This window comes from Candidatus Binatia bacterium (genome assembly GCA_029243485.1).
Classification (GTDB): domain Bacteria; phylum Desulfobacterota; class Binatia; order UBA12015; family UBA12015; genus VGTG01.
In genome coordinates this window covers 73,968-99,305 of sequence record JAQWRY010000075.1, presented here as the reverse complement: position 1 = coordinate 99,305, position 25,338 = coordinate 73,968, and the positions used below count along the sequence as shown (strand labels likewise).

The 25,338-nt window shown below is 64.6% G+C and carries 23 protein-coding genes; 15 read left to right on the top strand and 8 right to left on the bottom strand.

Annotation, left to right across the window (positions count from 1 at the left end; genetic code table 11):
* The first annotated feature begins 1 nt into the window (after position 1).
* The 4 genes from P8R42_22100 (at position 2) to P8R42_22085 (ending at position 7,126) form a co-directional block, all read left to right on the top strand.
* Positions 2-2,758 carry a c-type cytochrome gene (locus P8R42_22100; GenBank protein ID MDG2307287.1) on the top strand — a complete coding sequence of 919 codons (2,757 nt, stop codon included), beginning with the start codon at positions 2-4 and terminating at the stop codon, positions 2,756-2,758.
* A 181-nt stretch (positions 2,759-2,939) separates the two neighbouring features.
* Positions 2,940-3,575: an OmpA family protein gene (locus P8R42_22095; protein MDG2307286.1), complete on the top strand. Its 636-nt coding sequence runs from the start codon at positions 2,940-2,942 to the stop codon at positions 3,573-3,575.
* A gap of 116 nt (positions 3,576-3,691) precedes the next feature.
* Positions 3,692-4,198 carry a hypothetical protein gene (locus P8R42_22090; GenBank protein MDG2307285.1) on the top strand — a complete coding sequence of 169 codons (507 nt, stop codon included), beginning with the start codon at positions 3,692-3,694 and terminating at the stop codon, positions 4,196-4,198.
* 51 nt (positions 4,199-4,249) lie between these two features.
* Positions 4,250-7,126 carry a helicase C-terminal domain-containing protein gene (locus P8R42_22085; GenBank protein ID MDG2307284.1) on the top strand — a complete coding sequence of 959 codons (2,877 nt, stop codon included), beginning with the start codon at positions 4,250-4,252 and terminating at the stop codon, positions 7,124-7,126.
* Here the strand turns inward: P8R42_22085 and P8R42_22080 are convergent.
* Together P8R42_22080 and P8R42_22075 are read right to left on the bottom strand one after the other, a co-directional pair.
* Positions 7,101-8,549: a sigma-54 dependent transcriptional regulator gene (locus tag P8R42_22080; GenBank protein ID MDG2307283.1), complete on the bottom strand. Its 1,449-nt coding sequence runs from the start codon at positions 8,547-8,549 to the stop codon at positions 7,101-7,103. The genes P8R42_22085 and P8R42_22080 overlap by 26 nt on opposite strands.
* Positions 8,539-9,648 carry an ATP-binding protein gene (locus tag P8R42_22075; protein MDG2307282.1) on the bottom strand — a complete coding sequence of 370 codons (1,110 nt, stop codon included), beginning with the start codon at positions 9,646-9,648 and terminating at the stop codon, positions 8,539-8,541. The genes P8R42_22080 and P8R42_22075 overlap by 11 nt, the downstream gene beginning before the upstream one ends.
* Before the next feature lie 139 nt (positions 9,649-9,787).
* Between P8R42_22075 and P8R42_22070 the strand changes: the two genes are divergently transcribed.
* Positions 9,788-11,029, top strand: coding sequence for a molybdopterin molybdotransferase MoeA (locus tag P8R42_22070; GenBank protein ID MDG2307281.1), 1,242 nt, complete (start codon positions 9,788-9,790; stop codon positions 11,027-11,029).
* Between the two features lies 1 nt (position 11,030).
* Here P8R42_22070 and P8R42_22065 read toward each other — a convergent pair whose 3' ends face one another.
* The 3 genes from P8R42_22065 to P8R42_22055 are packed head-to-tail and all read right to left on the bottom strand — an operon-like array spanning position 11,031 to position 15,661.
* On the bottom strand, positions 11,031-12,467 hold the full coding sequence (locus tag P8R42_22065; protein ID MDG2307280.1) for a SpoVR family protein: 1,437 nt from the start codon (positions 12,465-12,467) through the stop codon (positions 11,031-11,033).
* Positions 12,468-13,703 (bottom strand): DUF444 family protein, encoded by a 1,236-nt coding sequence (locus P8R42_22060; protein ID MDG2307279.1) that lies wholly within the window; start codon positions 13,701-13,703, stop codon positions 12,468-12,470. It abuts the gene before it with no gap.
* A 20-nt stretch (positions 13,704-13,723) separates the two neighbouring features.
* Positions 13,724-15,661, bottom strand: a complete 1,938-nt coding sequence (locus P8R42_22055) for a serine protein kinase (GenBank protein MDG2307278.1) — start codon at positions 15,659-15,661, stop codon at positions 13,724-13,726.
* Positions 15,662-15,950: 289 nt separating this feature from the next.
* Here P8R42_22055 and P8R42_22050 point away from each other — a divergent pair, with 289 nt between their 5' ends.
* Both P8R42_22050 and P8R42_22045 read left to right on the top strand, forming a co-directional pair.
* Positions 15,951-16,286, top strand: coding sequence for a hypothetical protein (locus tag P8R42_22050; protein MDG2307277.1), 336 nt, complete (start codon positions 15,951-15,953; stop codon positions 16,284-16,286).
* 45 nt (positions 16,287-16,331) lie between these two features.
* A complete protein-coding gene (locus tag P8R42_22045) occupies positions 16,332-17,849 on the top strand; it encodes a leucyl aminopeptidase (protein MDG2307276.1) in 1,518 nt (505 codons plus the stop codon).
* Here the strand turns inward: P8R42_22045 and P8R42_22040 are convergent, their stop codons facing one another.
* Together P8R42_22040 and P8R42_22035 are read right to left on the bottom strand one after the other, a co-directional pair.
* Entirely contained in the window at positions 17,850-19,178 is a 1,329-nt protein-coding gene (locus P8R42_22040; protein ID MDG2307275.1) for an aminopeptidase P N-terminal domain-containing protein, read from the bottom strand. It lies immediately after the preceding gene.
* The gene (locus P8R42_22035; protein ID MDG2307274.1) at positions 19,175-19,516 is read right to left on the bottom strand and encodes a hypothetical protein; all 342 of its coding nucleotides are present in this window, start codon (positions 19,514-19,516) and stop codon (positions 19,175-19,177) included. The genes P8R42_22040 and P8R42_22035 overlap by 4 nt, the downstream gene beginning before the upstream one ends.
* Before the next feature lie 176 nt (positions 19,517-19,692).
* On the opposite strand from P8R42_22035, the gene P8R42_22030 reads away from it, so the two are divergent.
* The 8 genes from P8R42_22030 (at position 19,693) to P8R42_21995 (ending at position 23,945) form a co-directional block, all read left to right on the top strand.
* Positions 19,693-20,352 carry a MotA/TolQ/ExbB proton channel family protein gene (locus P8R42_22030; protein ID MDG2307273.1) on the top strand — a complete coding sequence of 220 codons (660 nt, stop codon included), beginning with the start codon at positions 19,693-19,695 and terminating at the stop codon, positions 20,350-20,352.
* Positions 20,345-20,752 carry a biopolymer transporter ExbD gene (locus tag P8R42_22025; GenBank protein MDG2307272.1) on the top strand — a complete coding sequence of 136 codons (408 nt, stop codon included), beginning with the start codon at positions 20,345-20,347 and terminating at the stop codon, positions 20,750-20,752. Before P8R42_22030 ends, P8R42_22025 begins: the two co-directional genes overlap by 8 nt.
* 3 nt (positions 20,753-20,755) lie before the next feature.
* A complete protein-coding gene (locus P8R42_22020; protein ID MDG2307271.1) occupies positions 20,756-21,133 on the top strand; it encodes a hypothetical protein in 378 nt (125 codons plus the stop codon).
* 36 nt (positions 21,134-21,169) lie between these two features.
* Positions 21,170-21,373 (top strand): hypothetical protein, encoded by a 204-nt coding sequence (locus P8R42_22015; protein MDG2307270.1) that lies wholly within the window; start codon positions 21,170-21,172, stop codon positions 21,371-21,373.
* Positions 21,374-21,388: 15 nt separating this feature from the next.
* Entirely contained in the window at positions 21,389-22,033 is a 645-nt protein-coding gene (locus tag P8R42_22010; protein ID MDG2307269.1) for a hypothetical protein, read from the top strand.
* Positions 22,034-22,091: 58 nt separating this feature from the next.
* The gene (locus P8R42_22005; protein MDG2307268.1) at positions 22,092-22,334 is read left to right on the top strand and encodes a hypothetical protein; all 243 of its coding nucleotides are present in this window, start codon (positions 22,092-22,094) and stop codon (positions 22,332-22,334) included.
* Between the two features lie 83 nt (positions 22,335-22,417).
* A complete protein-coding gene (locus tag P8R42_22000) occupies positions 22,418-23,482 on the top strand; it encodes a ribonuclease Z (GenBank protein MDG2307267.1) in 1,065 nt (354 codons plus the stop codon).
* A gap of 10 nt (positions 23,483-23,492) precedes the next feature.
* Positions 23,493-23,945, top strand: a complete 453-nt coding sequence (locus tag P8R42_21995) for a pyridoxamine 5'-phosphate oxidase family protein (protein MDG2307266.1) — start codon at positions 23,493-23,495, stop codon at positions 23,943-23,945.
* 9 nt (positions 23,946-23,954) lie between these two features.
* On the opposite strand, the gene P8R42_21990 is transcribed toward P8R42_21995, so the two are convergent.
* Positions 23,955-25,208, bottom strand: a complete 1,254-nt coding sequence (locus P8R42_21990) for a replication-associated recombination protein A (GenBank protein MDG2307265.1) — start codon at positions 25,206-25,208, stop codon at positions 23,955-23,957.
* Positions 25,209-25,338 lie beyond the last annotated feature (130 nt).

Genomic DNA, 25,338 nt, shown 5'->3' with positions numbered 1-25,338 from the left:
CATGGCGAGACGCGATCTCAATCTCGACGACGAAAAACGTAGCTACTCAGGTCTGTGGCTACTCTGTGCGGCCCTGCTGGTCGTGGGTGCTATCTGGACGATTCTGGACGACTCATTTTTGCGTCGTCCCTGGAAGTCGTACCAGCACGGCTATCACGCTCTTGCGGAGAAGATGGAGCGGGAGAAACTCGAGGCCGAACAGGCCAAGCTGGACGATAAGGATGAGTACCAGGCTCTCCACGCCAAGATGGCGGAGGTCGAAGCTGGCCTGAAGTCACCTGAGACCACCGCGAAGCTCGCCGATGCGGACAAGCGGATGGTTGCCGCGAAGATCGCAGAGGGCGACGCCGACCTTCAGGTTCGCTTCGTGAAGAGCGAGCTCGAGGCTGCCTGGTATCAATACGACCACGCGATCGAGCACGGCGGCAACGTCGGTCTGAAGCAGAAACATCGCGACGAGCTGATCGCCCAGCGGGCCGTCGACGAGAAGGCCTGGCAAGAGACCCAGGCGGTGGTTGCCCGCATTCAGGCGGAGCTCGACGAGATCCACGCGCCGGTCAAGGCCGTTCAGCGGGAGATGGCGACTCACGAGACCGATCGCGCCGCCGTCGAAATCCGCCTGTCGAACATGAAGTCGGTCGTGGCCAACATCGAGATGGCCCCGATCGCGACGATCAAGCAGATCGTCCTGCCCGACTTCGACGTGAACAATTTCGAGCAGCCGGTCGACCGCGTGGATCGCTGCACGTCGTGCCACATGGGCATCAACAAGGCAGGCTTCGAAGACGCGCCGCAGCCCTGGACGACGCATCCCGATCAAGATCCGCTGATGAGAGCGCATCCACCGGAGAAATTCGGTTGCACGGCATGTCACGGCGGCCAGGGCGCTGCCTTGAACTCCATCGATCAGGCGCACGGCGAAGTGAGGTTCTGGTTGCAGCCGCTCCTTCGAGGAGAGCAGATGCAGGCACGCTGCCTCAATTGCCACCGCGATGTCGAGCGACTCCCGAGTGCGCAGAATCTCGCCGAAGGCGAGTACCTCTTCGAGCAGCTCGGCTGCCACGGCTGCCATCTGGTTCAGGGCTACGGCGACCTGCCGCGCGTCGGCCCGAGCCTCCGGCGTGTTTCGGCCAAGGTCGATCCGCAGTGGATGTTCGATTGGATTCTTGACCCGTACGCGTTTAGGCCGCGCACGAAGATGCCGCACTTCGAGTTCTCCGAGCAACAGTCGAAGGCCGTCGCCGCGTATATCTGGTCGTCTAGTAAGGCGGACGGAGAAGAGTGGCTCGCCGCGCACCCCGACCCTGGCGGGATTCGCCCGGAGGATGCCGCACAGGTTGCAAAAGGCGAGGAGCTCTTCGGCAAGGTCGGTTGCCGCGCATGTCACGCGCTCGCGGCGGACGAAGTTGCGACGCCGGTCGGCACAGGCAAGGACTACGCACCGAACCTCACCAACGTTGGTGAGAAGACTACGGCACGCTTCATCTACTGGTGGATCAAGGATCCGAAGGGCTACAATCCCGAATCGCGGATGCCGAACCTGCGCCTCACACAAGGCGAGGCCCGGGACATCACGGCTTATCTCATGAGTCTCTCCGCGGGAGTCGAGAAGCCCGAGCCGGTCGTCACGGAGTCGACCCTCGCAAACGAAGAGCTGGTCGCCGAGGGCGAGGCCGTCGTACGGAAGTACGGCTGCTACGGGTGTCACGCGATCAACGGTATGGACAAAGAGTCCAGGATCGGGGTCGAACTCTCGAGGTTCGCCGTGAAACCGCTCGAGGAGCTGTTCTTCGGCATCAATCCAGAAATCCCACGGACCTGGAATGCCTGGACCTTCAACAAGTTGAAGAATCCGCGGATCTACGAAACCGAGCACGTCGAACAGCTGATGCCGAACTTCAGGCTGTCCGACCCGGACATCCTTAACCTCCGTACATGGCTCGCGAGTCGCACCGGCGCTCTGCCACCACTTGGATACCGCACGGCCGAGTATGACGGGGCTGAGAAGAAGATCCAGGCGGGCCGGCGAGTTCTTCAACGCTACAATTGCACCGGTTGCCACGTGATCGACGACCGGGGTGGCTATGTCCGCCGTCTCTACGAAGACAATCCGACCGAGGCTCCGCCGATCTTGAACGGTGAGGGTGGGAAGGTTCAGCCGGAGTGGCTCTACGGATTCCTTCAGGACCCGTCGCGCCAGCCGCTGCGCTTCTGGCTTGATATCCGTATGCCGACGTTTGGGCTGAGCCAACACGAGACCACTTCGATCGTGGATTACTTCGCTGCGATGGCCGAGCTTCGGGATCCGTACTTCTTCTGGGATCCGGCAGTCGACTCGACGCCCGAGATGCTGAAGACCGGCGAGGCTTTGATGTCGGATGAGTATTTCGCTTGCTGGGCGTGTCACGTCCGCGGCGACGAGACTCCGGCCGGACCGATGGAGCAGTGGGCGCCGAACCTGGCGTACGCCCACGAGCGGCTCAATCCGGACTGGATTCTTTCTTGGATCAAGGATCCGCAGGCACTGATGCCAGGCACGAAGATGCCGGCCTTCTACCCTGGAGGCCCGCCCGACGTGTTCGATGGCGACGAGGACAAGCAGGTCGTCGCGATGCGCGACTACATCATGTCCCTCGGGGCCCCGAAGAAGACGGCGAAGGCCGAGGAACCGGCCACTCCGGAGGAGGCTGAGGAGCAAGACGTGGATCCAAGGGCTGAGGCTTCGGCCGAGACGGGGGACGCGCCGGAGGCCGGCTGAAGTCCATCGGGGCGCGGCTCGGCCTCTATGAGCGCGTGTTTCTTTGATTCCGTCCTGGAAAGCGGTATAATCCCCGGACTTTCGGGGCCCTCTGGGGGCCGCCGAACTAGATTTGGGTGGCGTCCGTGATCCCTGGTCCTTTGCTGGACGGGGATGCGCGTGGAACTGAGGAGGGTGTGTGATGAATCGGAGGGTGATCGCAGGGATCGTCCTGGCCATGTTCACAATGGCTTGTGCTCCCCAAAAGCAATGGGGACAAGGCGCCATCGGTGGCGCGATCGTTGGTGCGGCAGCTCTCGGCACGGCCGGGGGCGCGATCGTAAACAACGTTAATCCGCCTTTCACGGCGCAGGACACGGACCGCGCCGCAGGAATCGGAATCGGCATCGCAACCGGTGCGATTCTCGGTGCCTTGATCGGCCATGTGCTCTTCGATGAAGAGCCTCCTCCTCCTCCTCCCGCGCCGCCGCCGACGAAGACCAAGCTCGTTCTTCGGGGAGTGCACTTCGACTTCGACAAGGCGAGCCTGCGCCCCGAAGGCGAGCCCATTCTGGCCGCGGCCGCGAAGATCCTGAACGAGGACTCGAACCTTCAGGTCGAGGTTCAGGGCTACACCGATGGTGTGGGTAGCGCCGAGTACAACATCGGCCTATCGGACCGCCGTGCGGCGACTGTGAAGGACTACCTGGTCAGCCAGGGCGTCGCAGCGAGTCGCCTCACCACACGGGGCTTCGGCAAGGCCGATCCGGTGGCGACCAACGAGACCGACGAAGGTCGCGCGCAGAACCGGCGCGTCGAGTTGGTTCCGCAGAGCTGAACACCGGTACTTCCAACGGGCGGGGCGGCCACGGTCGCCCCGCCCGCTGATTCTGCAACGCCCCGATTTCCATTTGGCGTTGCTACCCGGCTCACCGCCCGCGATACAGGTACGGGATGGACAACTACGTCGGGCCGGGCGCTCTCTTCGAACTCATCGGAGGGGCACTGCGTCTGAACCCGAACACCTATCGCGCGGTGTCCCGGAGCAGGGACGCGACCAAGCTGTGCGTCGCTGTGGCGGTCTTGGCTGGTGCGGCCAGCGCACCGGTGATCGGGCCCGATGAGGGCCTCGTTCTTCCGGTGGCGCTCGTGATCGGCATTCTGCTGAGTCTCGGGATTTTGGCGATCGAATCAGCCCTCGTATGGGGGCTGTGCCGGCTCGTGCTTCGCGAGCCGCGGAGCTACGGCGAGGTCGTTCGGCCTTTGGCAGCCGCCCACGTGCCTCGCGTGGGCTATCTCCTCGTGCCGATCATCGGCTACCCGCCGGCACTTGGGATTGGGATCACGGTCTGGATGCTGGCGACCTTCGTGGTTGCGATGGAGGCGGCCACGCGTCGTGGGTGGCTCGTGGCGGTGTCGTTCTGCATCGTCGTCGGCGCACTGCGATGGCTTGTCGTCTGATGCCGCTTACGCGGTGAGCATTCAGTCGTCGTCTATGGAAGCCTAGCTTCAATGCCCATCGAAGTTGCCGACGCCCCGTTTCCCGAGAAGCTCGGCTTGCCCGTCGAGTCGTCCCGGCGGGGGCTCGCCGCGGCACTCGGTGCTATCGTGGTCGTCGATCTGGAGACGACGGGCCTCGAGCCGGATACGGCACAGATCATCGAGATCGGTGCGATTCGGATCGCGCCGAGTGGCGCGACCTCGACGTTTCACAGTCTCGTCGATCCACAGACGCCATTGCCGGACGCGGTCTGCGAGCTGACGGGTCTTGGGGGCGAGGACCTTGCGGGGGAATCCTCCTGGGCCGAAGTCGGAGCGCGATTCAAGGACTGGGCTCGCGGTTCGACGCTCGTCGCACACAACGTGGAGTTCGAGCGGGGGTTCCTGAGCGGAACGATCTCCGGAACCGCGACGTGGCTCGATACGCTGGAACTGGCGTGCATCCTGCGGCCGGAGCTCCAGGCGCACGACCTGGCGACACTCGATCGGCAGCTGTTGGGACGGATCGAGAGGCATCGTGCGCTGCATGATGCGGCGGACGCTCTCGCGGTGATGGCGAAGCTTCACGAGGAGATTGCGAACGGGGAGCACGACGAGCTCCTTGACGTTCTCGCGGTCGTCGAGCAGGACTGGGGCTGGAGTGCTCTGTTCGGTCTCGGCGGGCCGGATGATCTAGGGCCGCTGGGCCGGGCCGCGCGTCGGACCCGGCCACCGGCTTCGCGCGGCCGAAAGGAGATCGAGCGCTTCGACCCGAGTGCGCTCCGGCCGATCGACGCGGAGGACCTCGGGACGCTGTTGTCGGACCAGGAGCGCTTCGGTCGAGAGATCCCGGGGTACCGGGTCCGGGAGGGGCAGGTCGAGTTGACCGAAGCGATCGCGACGGCGTTCCGCGAGGAGAAGGCCCTCGCCATCGAAGCCGGAACCGGGATCGGCAAGACACTCGGCTACGGGCTCGTGGCCTTCCTTCACGCCGCCCTGACCGGCGAACGCGTGGTCGTTTCCTCCGCGAACCGCACACTTCAGGAGCGGGTCGTCGCTGAAGAGCTCCCCGCGATTGCGCGGGTACTCGGGGTTCCGCCTCTGCCCGCGGTCGTCATGAAGGGGCGTGCGAATTACGGCAGCCCCTCGCGTGCGCGGGACATTGCGCTGGGCCGCGCAGATGTCGGGCTCGAAGAGCTCACTTCATCGGCACGGCTCTTCCTCGTGAGCTACTTCGCGCGTTGCCCGAACCGCGACTTGCAAGCATTCGGTGGCTGGCTCGCGACACGTGACCCCGGGCTCCGCACGGTGCGCGAGCGAATCGCGTGCAGCGGCGACTGTGACATCCGCGTGTGTCGCAGTGAGCCGGGCGGTGCCTGCGGCTATCTGTCGCGCGTGGATGCCCTCGCCGACGCCGGGGTTGTGTCGATCAACCACTCGCTGTTGCTCTCATGGCCGGGGCGGTACGGCGCGATCGATCGGCTGATCATCGATGAAGCGCACGAGCTGGTCGGAGAGGGCGACCGCGCGTTCGCGGAGAATTTGCAGGCACGCGACATCCGCGGCGCGCTTCGCCGTGTTCGCACGCATCCGAAGCGCGGCCTTGTCGGCGTGCTTGCCGTTCGTGCCGGCCGTCGCGATATCCTCGATGAGATCGATGAGCTGATCGAGCAAATCGACATCTGGGTGGACGACGTCGGCGCACGGCTGGTGGCGGCGATCGGCGATCAGGAGAGCACCGTCCCGCCTTCGTCTCTGCATCCGCCGGAAGGGCCGTGGGTGGACCTCTCGGTCGCGGTGGAGAGATTGGTCATCCAGGTGGCGCGCCTCGGCGGCCTGATCGAGGAGGTGGCACCCTCGAATACGGATCGGGACGAGGACGAGCGCAGCGATGATCCGCGGGAGGATGCGATCCATCGAGAGGCCGCCGCTCTGGGTCGTTTCTTCCAGAATGCCGCGGGGGGTGTCCTCGGAGATCTGTTCGCCCAATCCCGCGAAGATCACGTGTACGCTGCGCGTGGATTCCGCAAGCGGGATTCGACCCACGAATGGTCGCTCACTGTCACGCCACTCGACGCCGCGGAGTTGATCCACGCGCGCGTCCTCGAGGCACCGAAGACTCTCGTGGCGCTCTCTGCGACGCTCGGCGTCGGCGGCGATCCCGCACCTACGTTGAAGAAGCTCGGCTGGGGCTGCATTCCCCGCGACCGCCGGATGCCTTCGCTCGTTCTGCCGTCGCCCTTCGATTTCGAGAATCATGCTGTTCTCGGATTGGTCCGAGGCAGCACCTACCGCGACTCCAGCTTCGAGGACGATTGCGCCTCGGCCGCGGCTGCGGTCGCTCGCATGTTGGGTGGCCGCACGATGGCGCTCTTCACGAGTCGTCGGCGGCTCTTCGAGGTCGCGCGGCGACTTCGGGAGGAACTGAAGGACGACGACATCTCGATTCTCGTCCAGCCGCCGAGCGGCGGCGCCGCCGCTCTGGTGGACCGCTTTCTAGGCAACCCCCGGTCCGTGCTCCTGGGCACGCGGAGCCTCTGGCAGGGCGTCGACATTCCCGGGGACGCACTGTCGTGCGTCTTGATCGACAAGTTTCCGTTCCCGCAGCCCAACGACCCGCTTCTTCGGGGGCGTCAGGATCGCTTACGAGCCGCCGGTGAGGACGCCTTCAAGGCACTCTCGCTGGAGCCGGCGGTCGTGCTGTTCAAGCAGATGTTCGGCCGGCTCGTTCGGAGCGAGACCGACCGTGGTTTCGTCGTCGTGCTCGGCGCCGACCCGTCCAAGCGCTACGTAGAGGACTTCATCGCGTCGCTTCCGGGGCCGCCGCGGGTGCTGGTCGACGACATCGAGGTCATTCTCGAGGAGATGCAGCAGTTCTTCGACCTCAAGGCTGCTGAGGCCGCGCACTGAGGCCCAGAGTGACCAGCTTCTTGCGCAGCGTGTTGCGGTTGATGCCGAGGATCTGCGCAGCGCGCACCTGATTGCCGCCCGTTCGCTCGAGCGTGATCTGGAGCAGAGGGCGCTCGAACTCCTCGAGCAGATTCGCGTAGAGATCGACGGGGTCCCGGTCGCCGAGCGACTCGAACTGGGAGTCGGTACGGGCGCGCACGGTGTCCTCGAGCGATCCGCCGATCGTACTCTTTGCCCGGCGTGCTTCGGCGAGCGTGAAGTCACTACTCATCAGCGTTCGTTCGGGCGACACGACGGCCGCCCGGACGAGCGCGTTCTCCAATTCGCGGACGTTTCCGGGCCAGGTGTGTTGCAAGAGCTCGGCCTCTGCATCGGGGGCGATGCCGGTCTTTTCGGTGCCCAGGTCTCGATTGATTTTCTCGATGAAGTAGCGGATCAGCTCGGGGATGTCGCCGACGCGGTCGCGCAGGGGCGGTACATTGATCGGCACGACGTTCAGCCGGAAGAAGAGGTCCTCGCGGAACTTGCCGTCTCGGACGGCCCCGCCGAGTTCTTGGTTGGTCGCCGCGACGACGCGCATGTCGGCCTGCAGCGTTTCGCGCCCGCCGACCCGCTGGAACTCGCGCTCCTGAAGAACGCGGAGGAGCTTGGACTGGAGTTCGAGCGGCATGTCGCCGATCTCGTCTAGGAAGAGGGTGCCGCCGCCGGCCTGCTCGAACTTGCCGGCGCGGCGCTCGGAGGCGCCGGTAAACGCGCCACGCTCGTAGCCGAAGAGCTCACTCTCAAGCAGTTCCCGCGGGATGGCCGAGCAGTTGATCGCAACGAACGGCCCCTCCCAACGCGGGGAGTGGTAGTGAACGGCCTTCGCGATCAATTCCTTGCCGGTCCCGCTCTCTCCCTGGATGAGGACGGTGGCGTCGCTCTTGGCGACGCGTCCGAGGAGCTTGTAGATCTCCTGCATCACCGGCGAGCGCCCCACGATCTCGACGCCGACTTCGTACTTCTTGCGCAGTTCGCCGCGTAGATCGTCGACCTGGGATGAGAGCTGGCGGGTCTCGAGCGCGCGCTGGACGAGCATGCGGACGACGTCGAGATCGAAGGGCTTCGTCAGGTAGTCGTACGCACCGCGCTTCATTGCTTCGACGGCGTTGGTCATCGTCGTTTGGGCGGTCATTACGATGAGCGTCGTGGCACAGCCTTGCTCCTGCGCCTTCGTCACCACGTCGAGCCCGTTCATCTCGGGCATTCGGATGTCGAGAAGCGCGAGGTCGACGTTGCCGCTCTCTAGTTGGGCGAGTGCCTCCACGCCGGTCTTGGCCTCGTGAATCCGGTGCCCATCGGCCGCGAGCGCTTCGCGAAGCACATAGCGGATGGAGCGCTCGTCGTCCGCGACGAGGATGTCGGCCGTTTGCTTATTCTCCATGGTTTGTTCCTGGGTCTACCGGCAGCGTCAACGTGAACGTTGCGCCGTGTCCCACCGTGCTTCGTGCTCGGAGGACACCGCCGTGTTCACTGACGATGCGTTGGCTGATCGCGAGGCCGAGGCCGGTCCCGCGGCTTTTGGTCGTGAAGAACGGTGAGAAGATCCGATCGAGGTCGGCCTCGGAAATACCGGGGCCCTCGTCGGAGATTTCGATCGCGAGGAACCGGCCGCGGTGGCCGGCCCCCGCGACGCGGTAGGTCGTTTCCATCCGGGTCGTGAGCGTGATGCTGCCTGACGCCGCGGTGGCTTCGCCGGCATTCCTGATGAGATTGAGAAGGACCTGGGTGAGCCGTGCCGGGTTGCCGAGTACGGGGGGAAGGCTGGGGTCGAACCGGCGGGTGAAGCGCGCCTTGTCAGTCCCGCCCGCGGCTTCAATGGTGACCACGTGGTCGAGGAGCTTGTGGATGTTTACGGAAACCTGCAGGGCGCGTGGCGGGCCTGAGAGCTCCAAGAGCTGGGACATGAGTCCTTCCAGTCGGTCGATCTCTTCGACCATGATCGCCGTGCACTCCGTAACCCGCTCGCCGGCACCCGGCTCGCCGGAGAGCAGCTGCGCCGCTCCCCGCATCCCGGAGAGCGGATTCCGGATCTCGTGTGCGAGACCCGCGACGAGGGTCTCCAGCTCACCGAGCCGGTCGACCTCGCGGGCCCGGGCCTCGAGTTCCCGTTGGTGCGTCAGGTCTTGCAGCGTAAGGAGGGTTCCGACCCGGGTGCCGTCCTCCTGACGCAGGAGCGTTGCCGAGGCGTGGACGGGTACCTTGTGATGGAGCCGGTCGACTACGGTTCCGTCGATGTGGACGGCGTTGTCGGTGGGCGCGCTATGGCTTTGCAGGAGGTCGACCAGCCATTGGTTTTCGCGCAGGAGGCCGGACGCAGCGGTCCCGATCGCGAGGCTCGCGGAGTGTCCGGTGAGGATCGCCGCCGCCTCGTTCATGAACTCCACCGCTCCGCCCTGGTCCACCACGATCATCGCCTCATCGATGCTTTCGAGAACGTTGAGCCATTGGAGCTTGAGAAAATCTGAAACTGCCTTCTTCATGAGCAAATGCCCGACATTTAAGCAGATGCCCTCTTAGCGAGCGATGCAAAACCGGCCAAAAGCGGCTGCCGCCGGCTCGAAGGCCCCTCCTAAGCAAGGACTTGACCCAAAGCCGCGCCTGGGATGAGTGGACCCGGCAATGATCTCGATTCGCGAAGCTCTGGAACTGGTTTTGGCCGAGGTGAGACCCCTGGGAGCGGAGTCGATCCCGCTTTCGGAGGCGGACGGGCGAATCCTCGCGGAGGATGTCCGGGCCCCCTCCGATGTGCCGAGCTTCGCCAACTCGCAGATGGACGGCTTCGGCGTCCACTCGCAGGACCTGGCGGATGCCAGGGAGGATGCCCCGGCGCGCCTTCGGGTGGTTGCGACGATCGCGGCAGGGAGCCCGCTCGAGGGAGTGGTCGAGGGTGGGACGGCCGTGCGCATCATGACGGGGGCTCCGATCCCCGCCGGGGTCGACGCCGTGGTGCCGATCGAGGAGGCGCAGACCGAAGGCGAGGTCGTCGTGCTGAACGCGTCCTGCCCGGCCGGCCGCTTCGTTCGTGGGGCGGGGGAGGACATCCGCTCCGGTGAGACCGTGCTCCAGCGAGGCCGCGCTCTGCGGCCGGCAGACGCCGGGCTCCTGGCCTCGATGGGCTGCGCGCAAGTCTCGGTGTCGAAACGCCCGCGGGTCGCCATCCTTGGAACCGGAGACGAGCTGGTGCCGCTCGGCGAGCCGCTCGGGCCCGGGCAGATCCACGACTCGAACGCCTACACGCTCGCATCCGCGGTCCGCGAGGTCGGTGGGACGCCGGAGCGCCTCGGAATCATTCGGGACGATCGCGCGTCTCTGCACGCGGCCCTCGAAGAGGCCTCGCGCTGCGACGCGGTGCTCTCGACCGGAGGCGTTTCCGTTGGCGACTTCGACCACGTGAAGGATGTGATGGACGAGATCGGGCTGCAGCGGCGGTTCTGGCGCGTAGCGCAAAAGCCGGGCAAGCCGATCACGTTCGCCACAGGGAAGGGGTGCCTCTACTTCGGCCTGCCCGGGAATCCAGTATCCGCGACGGTTTGCTTCGCGCTGTACGTCGCGCCGGCGCTTCGCGCGGCGCTAGGGTGCCCGGACGTCTACGCGCCGGCGGTCCGTGTGACGGTGGGTGAGGCGATGCGCACGGCAGGTCACCTCACCGAACTCGTTCGGTGCACGCTTCGTCCAGAGGGGCTAGGGCTCGTCGCTCGCCGCACGGGCTCGCAGAGTTCAGGGGTGCTGCGTTCCCTCTCGCTCGCCGACGGCCTTCTGATCAGCCCGCCCGGCCATGCCGCGTTCGCCGTCGGCGATCAAGCTACTGCATTGCAGATTCGCTCGGGCATCGATCTGGCGGCGGCCCACGTGTTCGACTGACCTACGAAGCCGCCTCGGCCTTGAAGCCGTCGTCGTCGTACTTCAGGATCGTGCGCTTTTCGTTGACGTAGGTCTCGAGGGCGGTCTCGCGGCCCCAGAGTTCGTGCAGGTGCATGAGCGTCTTTTCGGCGTATCCGAGTTCGAGGTCGCGGCCCTCGTGTTCATGCACGAGGTACAGCGTGCGTTGGTCGCCAAAGTCGGCATCTGTGATTCGGATGATCGGCGTGCTCCCCATGCCGACGCCCCGCAGCAGGGTCGCCTTGATCTCGCGCCAATGATCCTCGTTGGAAACCTTGCTCACGACGAGCTTGTCGTCCTGCTTCTCGTACTCGAACAAGTCGAGATCGGTCATCACCTTCTCGTTGAGGAATCGTCGCAGAAAGCTCACGTCGCGATCGACCTCGCGCACCGCGAACATGGCGCTGCGGTCGCCGGCGGGCGGTGGCCCTGCGTCCTCACGCTCCTCGGGCGGTGACGGCGCTTCTCGTCCTTCGATCTCGTCCCAGACGCGTAGGCCGAGGTGGTATGGGTTGAGACTCCCGGGGTGCGGGCGGACGACCTGGTTGTGCCGCACGAGGAACTCCAGGTGAAGCTCCTGCGGGAGATCCAACGAGTTCATAATCTCGCGGTGCCAGTAGGAGGCCCAGCCCTCGTTCATGATCTTCGTCTCGATCTGGGGCAGGAAGTAACACGCTTCCTCATGGACGATGGTGAGAAGGTCGCGTTCCCACTCGGTCAGGTAGGGGTTGTAGTCGCGAATGAACGCGAGCACGTCCTCCTCGGGTGAGGCGGGTGTCTTCCGCAAGTCCGGAGCCTCGTAGTCCGGCGTTCGGTGGATCCTGCGGTAGGGGTCCGGCTGCGGCTGGGCATCCTCCCAGAGTCGCTGCTTCTCTTCTGCCTCGGAGAGGCGTTTGACCGCGCGGTTTCGTCGCAGCTGCATGGAGAGCGAGTGCGCCGCGTCGAGGATTCTCTCGACCGCATCGGGCCCGATCGACGGATCTTCGACGTAGGATCGCACGCGCTGCGCGTGCGCCTTGAACATCGAGAGTGTCGAATCGGCACGGGTGACTGCAGTGAAGTTGAAGTTGTTCTTGAAGAAGTCGTTGTGGCCGTACACATGCGCGATCGTGAGGATCTGTAGGCACAGCGTGTTGTCTCGCATGAGGTAGCCGAGCGACGGGTTGGAGTTGATGACCATCTCGTAGGGCAGGCCGGAGACGCCATGGTCATACATGGTCTTGGTCTTCTCGAAGCTCTTGCCGTACGACCAGTGCGGATAGTGGGATGGCATACCCGAATACGTCATGTAGCCGAGCATGTCGTTGTGGTCGCAGATCTCGAATTCCTGCGGGTAGGGGTCGAGCCCGAACTCCTCCACCTTCTCACGGATCCGTTCGTCCCAGCCCTCGAGGTCGTCGATGGAGTAGTTCGGCACGATTCAGACCTCGGCCGCCTCTTCGGGGGCCTTCTCGGTGATGAGCCCGGCGCGATCCTTCGATAGGAAGGAGCGGAACGCCGGCCAAATGTCTTCCTTCTTCTCGATCACCACCGTCTGGAAGTTGTCGGCGTCGAGTCGGCGGAACAGACTCAGCATCGAGCTCTCGTAGTAGCGGGAGCCGAGCGGTTTGATCTCGCCGTAGCCGAACAAATTGGATACGTCCGCGAGCTGCTTGGCACAGCGCATCGCGGCGGAATTGTCGGAGTCGAAGTTGTCGCCGTCGGAGCAGTGGAACGCGTAGATGTTCCAGAGCGACGGATGATAGCGCTCGTCGATGATGTCGAGCGCCTTCTGATACCCGGAGGATATGAAGGTGCCGCCGGACTCGGCTTTGTGGAAGAACTCATCTTCTGTCACTTCGCGAGCTTCCGTATGATGAGCGACGAAGACGAGCTCGACCGAGAGGTACTTGGTGGCGATGAAGTTGAAGAGCAAGAAGAAGTAGCTTCGGGCGAGGTACTTCTTCATGGTGTCCATCGATCCGGACGTGTCCATGATACAGATGACGACCGCATTGGATTCGTTGCGGAGGTCGGGAATCACGTGCCGGTACGTGAGGTCATCGGTGTGGAACGGGTAACGGCCCGTTCCTTCGGTGTTGGTCGGTAGGTCGGGGTCGTCCATTCGCCCCCGGGTTGCGAGCACGCGTTTCACGCGCTGCCGAGCGGTGCGCCGTTTGTCGAGCCGCACCCGAATGCCGACCTGCCGGTAGCCCTTACGTTTCGTGGTGCGCTCTGCGGGGATCTGCTTGAGCGCACGTCGCTCGAGGTCCGGAAGTTCGAGATCTTCGAACATGATCTCGATGAGCTCCTCGAGGGTGACGTCTGTCTCGTAGATGTCTTGGCCGGCCTTGTCGCCGGCCTTGTCCCCGTCGCCCTGGCCCTCGCCATCGGCCTGCCCGACGACCTGGCCTTCCTGGACGTCGCCGTCGCCCTCGGCGACCGCGGACTCGTTCTCTCCGTAGACGAACCGGTACTCCTTGATGCCGCGGATGGGGACTTTGACGACCCGGTCCTTGCGCTGGCCGATGATGGACTCTTCGGCGATGATGTCCGCGATGTTGTCGCGGATCGACTCGCGGATCTTCTGGCGATGGCGCAGGCGGTCGCCGGCGCTCCGATCGCTACGTTCGGCTTCGGAATGCCGGAAGGGGCGGAAAATTGCTCCGGTGGCCACTCGAACCTCCTATTCCGTCTTCAGTCCTTCCAGAGATTGTTGGCTGCGTACTTCATGACGACGTCGACGCAGCTTTCGCAGTAGCCGTGATCGAGGAGGTTGGAGACCATCGCGTTGTACTTCTGGGTCTGCTCCTCGTCGCGGGTTCGTGCCTTCGTGATGATCCGCGAGATGTCGCGGACCGAGGTCATGAGCTTCTTTTCGATCGCTTCCTTGAGCGGCTCGTAGCTCTTGTAGGAGATGCGCTCTCCGCGCCGGGAGCCGGCCCAGAGGTAGGCAATGACTTCTTGTCGGAACCCGTCGGACGCCGAGCCGATGATCGCGATCTGTTCTTCGATCGATTTCAGGAAGCTCTCGTCGGGCTGCAGCTCTTCTTTGGTGTTTTGATCCTTGACCTTCGTCTTGTTCACGTAGGCCTCGGCGTGGTCGAGGTAGTTGTTGAAGAGCGACTCCGCCTGCTCTTGATACGAGTAGACGAATGCTTTGGTGACCTCTTTCTCGAGGATCTCGAGGTACTCCTTGTGGAGCACGTCCTGCAGGAGTTCGAGATAATGCTTGCGAACGTCGTCGGCGAGGTCACCTTCCTTGACCATGGTGATGAGGGCTTCACGCACGTTGATGGGGTTGATGCAGTTTCCGTCGATATTGTCGGACAGGGCGTTGTCGAGCGCCTTCATGGTGAAGCGCGTCGAGATGCCGCTCATGCCCTCGCGTTTGGCTTCTTCTCGAAGCTCGCGGACGTCGATCTTCTTGGTGCGTCCTTTCTCCACCACTTCTTCGCCGTTGTAGAGCTTCAGCTTCGTCATCAAGTCGCACTTGGCCGTCGGCTCCAGGCGCGAGAGGAGGGCGAACATCGAGGCTGCTTCGAGAGTGTGTGGCGCCACGTGCGCCCGGAAGTCCGAGTCGCGGATGATCTTCTGGTAGATTTTCACTTCCTCGGAGAGGCGAAGGTTGTAGGGAACCTTCACGACCACGATACGGTCGAGGATGGCCTCGTTCGTATGGTCGGCGCGGAAGCGCTGCCACTCCGCCTCGTTGGAGTGGGCAATTATCACCGTGTCGACGTGGACCATGCCGTGCCGTCCCGGCGCGGGGATGACCTTCTCCTGCGTCGCGGTAATCATCGCGTGCAGGTATTCCGTCTCGTTCTTGAAGACCTCGATGAACTCGACGACACCCCGGTTGCCCACGTTGAGCGCGCCGTTCAGGTCGAGGACCCGCGGGTCGCCTTCGGAATACTGATCGAGTTTGGAGATGTCCTCACTGCCGATGAGTACCGACGTATCCTGGTTGTTGGGATCGACGGGCGGGACGACGCCGATGCCGATGCGGTTTTGCTTGGAGAATCGCTTGAGCTCGACCGGGAAGTCTTCGTACCTGCCGCCGAATTCAAGTTCGAGACGATGGCGCGTGACCGGGGAGACGTCGCCCTCGATGTGTACGCCGAGCATCTTCTCGAACTCTTTGCGCAGGTGGCGTGGGATCAACTGCAGCGGTTCTTCGTGCATGCTGGAACCGGCGATCGCGTGAAACGGCTCGGCCTGTTCGAGCCCGCGCTGGATCTTCTCGACCAGTGAGCTCTTGCCGGACCCCACCGGGCCCATCAGGTAGAGCACCTGTCGACTTTCCTCGCCTTTGAGCGCGGCGGAGTGGAAGTAGCGCACGATCTGCGCGACGGTCCGCTCGATTCCGAAGAACTCGTCTCGGAAGAAGTTGTAGACCTTGAGCGGCTCGTCCTTGTAGAGTCGCTGCGCGCCGACATCGTCCGTGAGATGGATGTCCTCGCTGCCTTCGCGAGAGATGGTCTCGTAGAGGCGTGAGTGCGCGAGCTTCGGGAGGGTTGGGTCGTCTCGAACTTTTTCGAGATACTCGAGAAAGGTACCGCTCCAGGAGTCGCTCGCGTGTGCGTCGCGATCTTCCTGGATCATTCGCGCGAAGGTTTCCTTGTCGCTAGCCATACCGCCGGCTCCTCTCGACTGGCCTTCGGCTCGCGCGGCTTCGTGATCGGGTGTCCCGCGCAGTCGAGGCGTCGTCTGATCCTCGAGGCTGGTGCGATCTGTCCTCTTCGTAAGTATACGTGCGCGGTTCAACGCGTACAAGCAACTCGCGAGTTGCTTGTTCACTTCGTTTCCCCTTCAACCTCTATGTTCGGTTGTCGAAGGGAAAAAACATTGCGCCCGTTTCCGTCGGCGAGAGTCGTCGACGGAAGAGAGTGCAAGCGGTTTCGGATTCGACGCGAGTCGTGCAATGATTGAACTAGACGGGCAGAAGGGTGTGGTGGCGGGCGTCAACCAGAACGGCGCGATGGTGTCGTTCGTTCTTGCACTCACTCTCCTCTTCGCCGCCCCCTTCGTCGCGGGCTGCTCGTCGCCGCTTCCGGATGCCGAGTCTCCCGAAGCGAAGCTCTATGCGCGAGAGTGTGGCACGTGTCACGTCGCGTACCCGCCTCACATGTTGAAGCCCGCGATGTGGGAAATGCAGATGGGGCGCATGGCCTTGCTTCGCGCGCAGCGGGGCTTGCCCCCCTTGGCCGCGCATGACGAGAAGGCGATTCTGGACTACCTGACGAAGCACGCCGGCTGATCGCTCCGGCGAATCGCCCCCATTTAGTAGAAGGAAGAGATCTCTATGGACATCCGACGAGACAAGGGCGCCCCCGAAAGACTTCGCTGTGACCTGCTGGTGGTTCCGGTTCGTAGTGGCTTTGCAAAGGCCTCCGACGTCGCCGCGCTCGACCGTGCGACGGACGGACGCCTGCTGCGGGAGGCGAAGAAGCGTCGTCACGACATCAGCAAGCGTGGCGCGGTTTTCGTGTATCAGACGCACGGAGAGCTACCTGCCGAGCAGATCGCGCTGATCGGCGTCGGCGGAGCCGTGAAGGATGAGCCATCGAAAGAGGTTTGGCGTCGCCTCGCGGGGCAGGGCGTCGATCTCGCGCGCCGCTCCCGCTGCAAGGGCGTTGCGTTCTCGGTCGCGCAATCAGATGCGAAGTCGACGGCTGCCGGCGCCATCGCCGAGGGCGTCCTGCTCGCGACGCACCCGGTTCGGAACTACAAGTCGGGGCGCGGCACGAGTGATCTCACCTCGTGCTCGATCGTGGGTGTGCCGGCGACGCGCGCCGTCACCGATGCGCTGAGTCGTTCGCGGGCTATCGCCGAAGCGACGGGCTTCGCCCGAGATCTCATCAATGAGCCGGCGGCGGTGGTGACGCCGGCGCATCTCGGGCAGGTTGCCCAGAAGATGAAGAAGGAGTTCGGTCTCGCCGTGCGTGTGCTGGGCAAGCGCGAACTGTCCCGCATGAAGATGGGCGCGATCCTCGCGGTCGGGCAGGCTAGTGTGAATGAGCCTCGCCTCATCGAACTCGTCTATACGCCGCCAAAAGGAGCACGTGGCGCGCGCCGCGGTCCGATCGCCCTGGTCGGCAAGGGCGTGACGTTCGACTCGGGCGGCCTCTCGCTGAAGCCTCCCGGCAACATGGAGATCCAGAAGCGGGACATGGCGGGCGCGGCCGCCGTTCTGGGTGCGATGCGTGCCGTCGCGCGGCTTCAGCCCGCCGTCGAAGTCCGCGGGTACATCGCGTCGGCGGAGAACATGCCGGGCGGGAATGCCTACCGGCCCGGCGACGTGCTGCATACGCATTCGGGCCGTACCGTCGAGGTGTTGAACACGGATGCCGAGGGACGTCTCGTCCTGGCGGACGCTCTGGCCTGGGCGGCCAGCGGTGCCGGCTCTGCGACGCGGCCACGCTACATGGTGGACGTGGCCACGCTGACGGGCGCGGTGACCGTCGCGCTCGGTCGTTCGATCGCCGGTATCATGGGAACGGAGCCCGCTTTGATCCAGCACCTCATCGAGTCCGGTAGGGATGCAGGCGAGCCTATGTGGGAACTGCCCCTCGTCGACGAGTACGTGCCGGCGATGGATAGTCTAGTCGCCGACATGAAGAACATCGGGGACGGAACCGCCGGTTCGATCTTCGGTGGCCTCTTCCTTCGGGAGTTCGTCGGAGGCGTCCCGTGGGCCCATCTGGACATCGCGGCCGTGGCGTTTGCGGACAAGGCACAGCCGTACATTCCGCGTGGTGCCGTCGGCTGGGGTGTCCGGAGCCTCGTCGGAATGGTCGAACGCATCGCCGCTGCGCGTTAGTTAGCCGCGCAGCGCGAGCATCTCATCGGGCTGCTTCGGTACCGCAGCGGAGAGCACCGAACAGCCGTCGTCGGTGACGAGCACGTCGTCCTCGATTCGGATGCCGATTCCTCGGTATTCGTCAGGCACGCCGTCCACCGACGGGGCGAAGTACAGCCCCGGCTCGACCGTGAGCACCATGCCGGGCTCGAGGGGCCGAGGCGAGCCGCCGACGTTGTATGCGCCGACGTCGTGGACGTCCATGCCGAGCCAGTGGCTGGTCCGGTGCATGTAGAACTTCTTGTAGTCGTCGGCTGCTACGGCTGTCGCCACGTCGGCGCCGGGAATCAGATCGAGAGACAGGAGCCCCTCGACCAGGACTTCGACGGCACGCTCGTGCACTTCGTCTACTGTGGCTCCCGGGCGGACTACATCGATGGCGGCCTCCTGCGAGGCGAGCACGAGATCGTAGATGCGCCTCTGCGCGGGGGCGAAGTCGCGACCGATGGGAAATGTCCGGGTGATGTCGGCGCAGTAGTATCCGAGCTCGCAGCCGGCATCGATCAGCAGGAGCTCGCCGTCTCGCAGCGGCCCCTCGTTGTCGATGTAGTGGAGCACCGTCGCGTTCGAGCCGCCGGCGATGATCGAGGGGTACGCCCAGCCGGAAGCGCCGCGGCGCCGGAAGGTGTACTCCACGAGCGCCTCGATCTCGTACTCGGACTGGCCCGGGCGTGTCTCTTTAAGTGCTGCGATGTGGGCTTGCGCCGCGATGTCGATCGCACCCTGGAGCCACGCGATCTCTTGTTCGGACTTCTTGAGCCGTAGCTCGTAGACGAGGGGCCCGGAGTCGATGAGGGATGTCGGTTGGTCGTTTGCGGTGCGCGGCCGAGACGCCCACGCAGTCTTCGCCATCTCGAGGAGCCGATGATTGAACGCCTCGTCGTGGCCCAGTCGGTAGTGCAGTGCTCCCGCGTGCGTTATGCGCGGGATCAGTTGTCGGGGCAGTTGCTCCATAGGATAGGCGGCGTCGGCGCCGAACTGTTCGATCGCGCCTTCGACGCCTGCACGCGAGCCGGTCCACTGTTCACGATTGGGATCGCGCGGTTGGACGAACAGGACGAACTTCTCCGCCTCCGCCGAACCATCCAAGACGGCGACGGCATCGGCCTCGCCGAACCCGGTGAGGTAGAAGAAGTTCGATTTGGGGCGGTAGCGGTACTCCACGTCGTTCGCGTGCACTGCGAGCGGCGGCGCGCGGAAGACGGCGATGCCGTCCCCGATCTGGTCGAGGACTTGCGCGCGCCGGGCGGCGAAGTCGAACGGGGGAAGTCCATCGGTCGCAGTGCTCATGGGAGGTCCTTCTTCCGTGGCGTTGGTTGTGCGGGCGCGGGTGTTCTGCGGGGGCCGGCGAGCGTGATCAGGCGAGCGAGCGCATCCTGCTCGTCGCCGATCGAGACGACGATCCGGTCGCCCTCGTGGATATCTGCGATGGATAGCTCGACCGCGCCGCTTTTGATGAGCGTTTCGTCGTCGTAGAACACCGAGAAGCGCCGGCCAGCATCGGCGAGTTCGACTCGGCTGGAGGCCGGGTGGATCATGATCACCGCGCCCGAGACGCGTCCTTGGCCGCTGACCGCTGGGGCCTCCGGGCGGGGCGCAGCACAGGCCAGGATTGCCAAGAGGGCCATTGCGGCTCCGGAGCGAGGCAAAGGGCGCGAACCCCTGGACCCCGGGGCACTCCATCGGGAAAGGGCCGGCACGACCTCAAGGCTAGCGGCGCCCCGCTGTACTGACAAGATCGGGCAGGGACGGCCGTGCCCGCAGGTTTCGGAAAAGCCCGGAGTCCGTTAGGTACGGGGGACCAATGTTCGACGCCGTGACGCTTCTCGATCTGGTCCAGCAGGGCTGGTACTCGACCTATCCGCTCCTGGCCTGCTCGGTCGTCGCACTGGCAATCGCCGGCGAGCGATTGTGGGCCCTACGTGGCCTCGATGCCCGGATGATCTCGCTTTCCAAGCAGGTCGGATTTCTGATGCGCCGTGGAGACACCGAGGGCGCGGAGGATCTTCTCGACCGCGAAGGGGCAGACCTCCCGCTCGGCGAGGTCTACCGACACCTGCTTTCCCATGCCCGGACGACTCCCGTGGAAGATCTGCTTGCAATCGCCGACGGGTATCGCCTCGACCAGTCGCAGGGGCTTCGGCGCAACATTTGGATCCTCGGCACGATCGGGAGCGCGGCGCCCTTCATCGGCCTGTTCGGGACCGTCGTCGGCATCATGCGGGCCTTCCACAGCATGGCGCAAGCGGGCGCGGGCGGCTTTGCCGTCGTCGCCGCCGGTATCTCGGAAGCACTCGTTGCGACCGCTCTGGGCCTGGGCGTCGCGATCCTGGCGGTCGCGGTTTACAACTATTTTATGGTGAGGCTCGGAGAGCTCGCGACAACCATGCGTGTTGGTGTGACCCGGTTCATCGACGGCGTCTGCGCGCACAGGGGGCATAGTGGCAGTCGGCAGGTTGCCTGAGGGGGATGATGTTGAAGGCGACGGTATCGTCGCTGAGATCAACATCACGCCGCTCACCGATATCTTCCTCGTTCTGCTGATCATCTTCATGGTCACTAGTTCGGCGATGGTCGAGTCGGGACCGAGCGTGAACCTGCCCGAAGCCGGAGCCACGTCTTCGGACAGCAAGGGCGTGGTCGTGACGGTGGACGAGACCGAGAGTCTGTTCGTCGACGGCGCCCCGACGGATCGCGAGGCTCTAAGCGCGGCTCTCCGGAGTGCGATTGCAGAAAGTGACAACAAGCGCGTCGTATTGCAGGGCGATCGCACGGTGATCCTGGCCGACGTGGTCTACATCCTGGACGAAGCGCGGAACGCGGGTGCCACCGAAGTGGCGATCGCCGCCACGCGCAAGAAGTAGTCGATGGCGAGCGAAGACCTACTCCTGGCCCCCGAGTCGTTGGAGGCGCTGATCGCAGGATTCGGCGATCTCGCGATGGCGTTGGGCCCCAAGGCCACACCGGGCCTCGGAGGAATCAAGGTTCGCCTGGAACACGCCGTCGCTCTCAGGCAGGATGGGAAGCCGGAAGAGGCCGTTGCCGAGGTTCTCGCGGCAATGCAGGGACTGGCGCAGTTGGCGTCGGTCCTCGATCCGGCGGAAGCCGAAGCGATGAAGATGCTCGCAGGGAGCTTCCAGTCGGCCCTGAAGGGTGGGCAAGCCGGTCACGCCGCGGGGTCGGTCGACTCCATGCGGAAGCGCTCCGGTGCGGTCAAGAAACGCGGAGACGAGTTCAAGCTCTGACGCGCTCCGTGCGCGTGCAGCAATGAGGGAAGCATCATGGCGAAGGCGAGTGACAGGAAAGCGCTCCGGACTGAAGAATACGCGTGTTGTCTGCGCGTCCGAACGCGTGAAATGGAAGCGATCGCGCTCAACTACCTCTCGTTCCCGGTGATCAAGAAGGTCGTCTGCCCGACGTGCAAGATGATCCTGCCGATCAACGTCTACACTCGCGAAGAAGCCGAGAACTGGCAGCCGAGCTGACGCTCGGAGCACACGGTGGCTTCGCGCGAGGACGACCCGGACCGCACACACGGCGAAGTCCTGTGGGCCCTCGCGGTCGGGGGGCGCTTGTCGGTCGCCGAGCTGGTCGTGCGTACGGCTTTCTTTGCGGATGAGGTTTCGCGGGCTCTCGACGCACTCGAGAGAAGCGGTGGCGTGCAGCGAGGCCAGACCCCGGACCGAGTCGAGCGGTTTCGACTCACGTCGCAGGGGCAGGGCGTTGCAGAGGCTTCGTTGGCGGCGGACCGGCGGGAGGTCGGTGTCGCGCTCGAAGAGCTTCTTCCGGAGTTCGATGCGGCAAACGTCGCCCTGAAGGATCTCCTGCACCGTTGGCAAATGCGGATGGTCGGGACGACGCTCGCCGTGAACGATCACTCGGACGCCGGGTACGACGGCCGGATCCTCGGAGAACTCGGCCGCCTCTTCACGCAGGCGAAGCCCTGGCTCGACCGGCTCTCGGCGCTGCGGCCACGGTATGCTCTTTATCGCGAGCGTCTGAGCCGCGCTGTGGATCGCGCGGGCCGAGGGGAGCGGGACTTCTTGAGTGGTCTCTCCGTCGATTCCGTCCACTCGGTCTGGTGGCAGCTCCATTCGGATCTTCTCGGCGTTCTTGGCCGGGAACGCGGCGACCGGGACGTCTAAACAGGGGCCGGCTCCGGCAGCCTTTACAGGCTCGCTGCGGCATGGTTGCGACAGCCTCATGGACGCGAAGATCCGCACGATGATGGAATCGGACGTCGAGATGACACAGGAGCGTTTCTGCGTCGCCATGGCGGCTCGACTGCCTTCCCTCGAAGACGACACGCTCGAGCGGTACTTCGCTGCCCTGTCCAAACTGGTGGGCAAGCTCGAAGACGAGGACAAGACGCTCGGCCAGGTCTTGAACGAGACGATGACCGAGGTCGCAAGCCTCGTAATGCAGGAGATGCAGAAGGGCGGATAGGCTCCCGGTTGGTCCCGCGCGGCACCGTTGTACGCGATGGACCCCGGATAGAACGGGCTTCCCCCTCCTGCTAGAAAAGCACCATGGCTTCCTCGTTCGCACCGCGGCTGGTGAACGGCCCGTTCGGCGACCCGGGCCTGCTGGTGGAGATGCGCTGGCAGGGGGCCGCGGTACTGTTCGACCTCGGTCGAAACGACGGACTGCCTGCAGCTGAGCTACTCAAGGTGAGCCACGTGTTCGTCTCGCACACGCACATGGATCACTTCATCGGGTTTGACCGAATGCTGCGGCTTTTCCTGAACCGCGACAGGCGGCTGTATCTCTACGGGCCCGAAGGGATTGCCGACTGCGTCGGTGGCAAGCTCCGCGGCTACGTCTGGAACCTGACCGAGAGCTACACCTTCGTCATCGATGTCACCGAGGTTACGGCGACCGGTTGCAAGCGTGCGGTCTTTCGGGCGTCGACCGGCTTCGAGCGCGAGGATACAGAACTCCTCCCCGCACAACGCGCAAAGCCCGACCCGAAGGATCCGCCCGGAACGCCGGTGCTCATCGACGACGGGAAATTCCGAGTCCGGGCCGCGATCACCAATCACAAGATCCCGTGCCTCGCCTTCGCGATCGACGAACCGACGCACTTGAACGTCGACGCCGAATCCCTGGCGACGCAGGGCCTCGCGCCGGGGCGTTGGTTGAAGGATTTGAAGGACGCCCTGCGCGAAGAGCTTCCGGACGAAACCCCGATCACCGTTCAGTTGCCGGGCCGGATCGAAGGCGAGCGGTCTCTTGGGAGCCTTCGCTCGTTGGTGCAGATCACTCCGGGACAGAAGCTCGGCTATATCGTCGACACGCGCTTCATGCCCGAGAACCTCGCGGTACTCCTTCCGGTGATGCACAAGTCCGACGTGCTCTACTGCGAATCGCCGTTCCTCGACGAGGATCGTGATCAAGCGGCCATGCGCTACCACCTCACCGCGGCCGAAGCCGGTACGATCGGTCGGATGTCCCGCGCGGGGAGGTTGAAGGTGTTCCACTACTCTCCGCGGTACCAAGGTCGAGGGGACATGCTCCGTCAGGAGGCCGAAGCGGCCTTCCGAGGTCGCAAGGAAGCCGGCGTCGTCGCCGAACTCGATTCGGCGGCGGGCTGACGTCGACGCCGTGAGTCAGGACCGGCGGACCGCACTCGACGAAGAAGACCGAGAGCTGCTCTCCGCGTGTCGTGTCGGTCATCTGGCGACCGCGAGCCGCGAGGCCCAGCCGCACGTCATTCCGCTCTGCTATGCCGTGCTTGACGATCGAACGCTCGTGTTCGCCGTCGACGAGAAGCGGAAGCCGGCCGGGCGCGTTCTGCGGCGACTGCACAATCTCTCCGAGAACGCGCGCTTTGCGTTCGTCGTCGACCGCTGGGACGAGAACTGGCAGCGTCTGACCTACGTGCTGATCGAAGGCGAGGGGAAGCCGCTCGAGGACCGACCACGATGCGTCGAGGCGATTCGCGCGCTGCGCAAGCGGTATCCGCAGTACGTGAAAATGGGCCTCGAGGCGGAGCGCCATCCGGTCACCGAACTCCGCATCGATCGCGTTCATCGTTGGAGCGCTGCGCCGTCTTAGGGCTGGTGCTCACTTGGGGCGGCGCCAGTGGGACAGGCGCTCGGCGATGCTCGCTTCTTCGCCCTGGTCGGTCGGCTCGTAGTAGCGGCGTCCGCGAAGCGCCTCGGGGAGGTACTCCTCCTCGACGTGATGCCCGTCGTGATTGTGCGGGTAGTCGTATCCCTTGCCGTAGCCCTGCGCCTTCATGAGCTTCGTCGGCGCATTTCGAATGTGCATGGGGACGGGGAGGGTGCCGGTGCGGCGGATCTCCTCGATGGCTCGATCGAGCGCGACGTAGCTCGCGTTGGACTTCGGCGCGGTGGAGAGGAACGTCACGCCCTGCGCCAGTGGGATGCGTCCCTCCGGCAGGCCCACGAAGTGAACCGCGTCCTTCACGGACAGTGCGACTTGCAGCGCTCGCGGGTCGGCGTTCCCGATGTCTTCGGAGGCGAAGATGACCATGCGGCGCGCAATGAACATCGGGTCCTCGCCGGACTCGAGCATTCGGCCTAGGTAGTAGAGCGCGGCATCCGGGTCGCTTCCCCGAAGGCTTTTGATGAAGGCGGAGATGACGTTGTAGTGTTCTTCGCCGGCGCGGTCGTAGCGCAGCGAGCGCTTCTGGGCGGCCTCCACGACGTGCTCGGCGGTGATCGTCGACGAGCCTGCGCGCGCGCCGAGATCCGCGGACACTTCGAGGGCACCGAGCGCGACCCGAGCGTCACCATCGGCATAGGCGATGAGTTCGGCGCGCGCTTCGTCTGAGAGCGCGAGGCCGCGGTCGCCGAGGCCACGTTCGGTGTCGGAGAGCGCTCGGTCGAGCAAAGTGCCGAGCGCGTCGTCCCCGAGCGACTCGAGGGTGAGGACGCGCATCCGCGAGAGGAGTGGGGCGATGACTTCGAAGGAGGGGTTTTCGGTGGTGGCACCGACGAGAACGAGCGTTCCGGTTTCGACGTGGGGGAGCAGGGCATCCTGCTGCGCCTTGTTGAAGCGGTGGATCTCATCGAGGAACAGGAGTGTGGGCCGGCCGACCGCGCGGAGTTCGTGGTTCGCTCTCTCGACGACTGCGCGGACGTCCTTCACGCCGGCGAGGACGGCCGAGAGTTGGGCGAAGGGCAGCTCTAGCCGGCTCGCAAGCAGGCGGGCGATGGTCGTCTTTCCCGTGCCCGGCGGTCCCCAGAGTACGAGGGAGTGGGCATGGCCCCCTTCGAGCATCTCACGCAGTACGCGGCCGGTCTCGAGGAGATGGGTCTGGCCGACGATGTCCTCGAGACGGCGGGGCCTCATTCGCTCGGCCAGCGGTGCGGAGCGGTTCTCGGGCGGTTCCGGTGCTGGGTTGGCGCTCGCCGGACGGGGCGCGACCCGGCTGAAGAGATCGGGTGTATCGCTCATGTGGTTCTGCTCGAGGGCGCCGCGA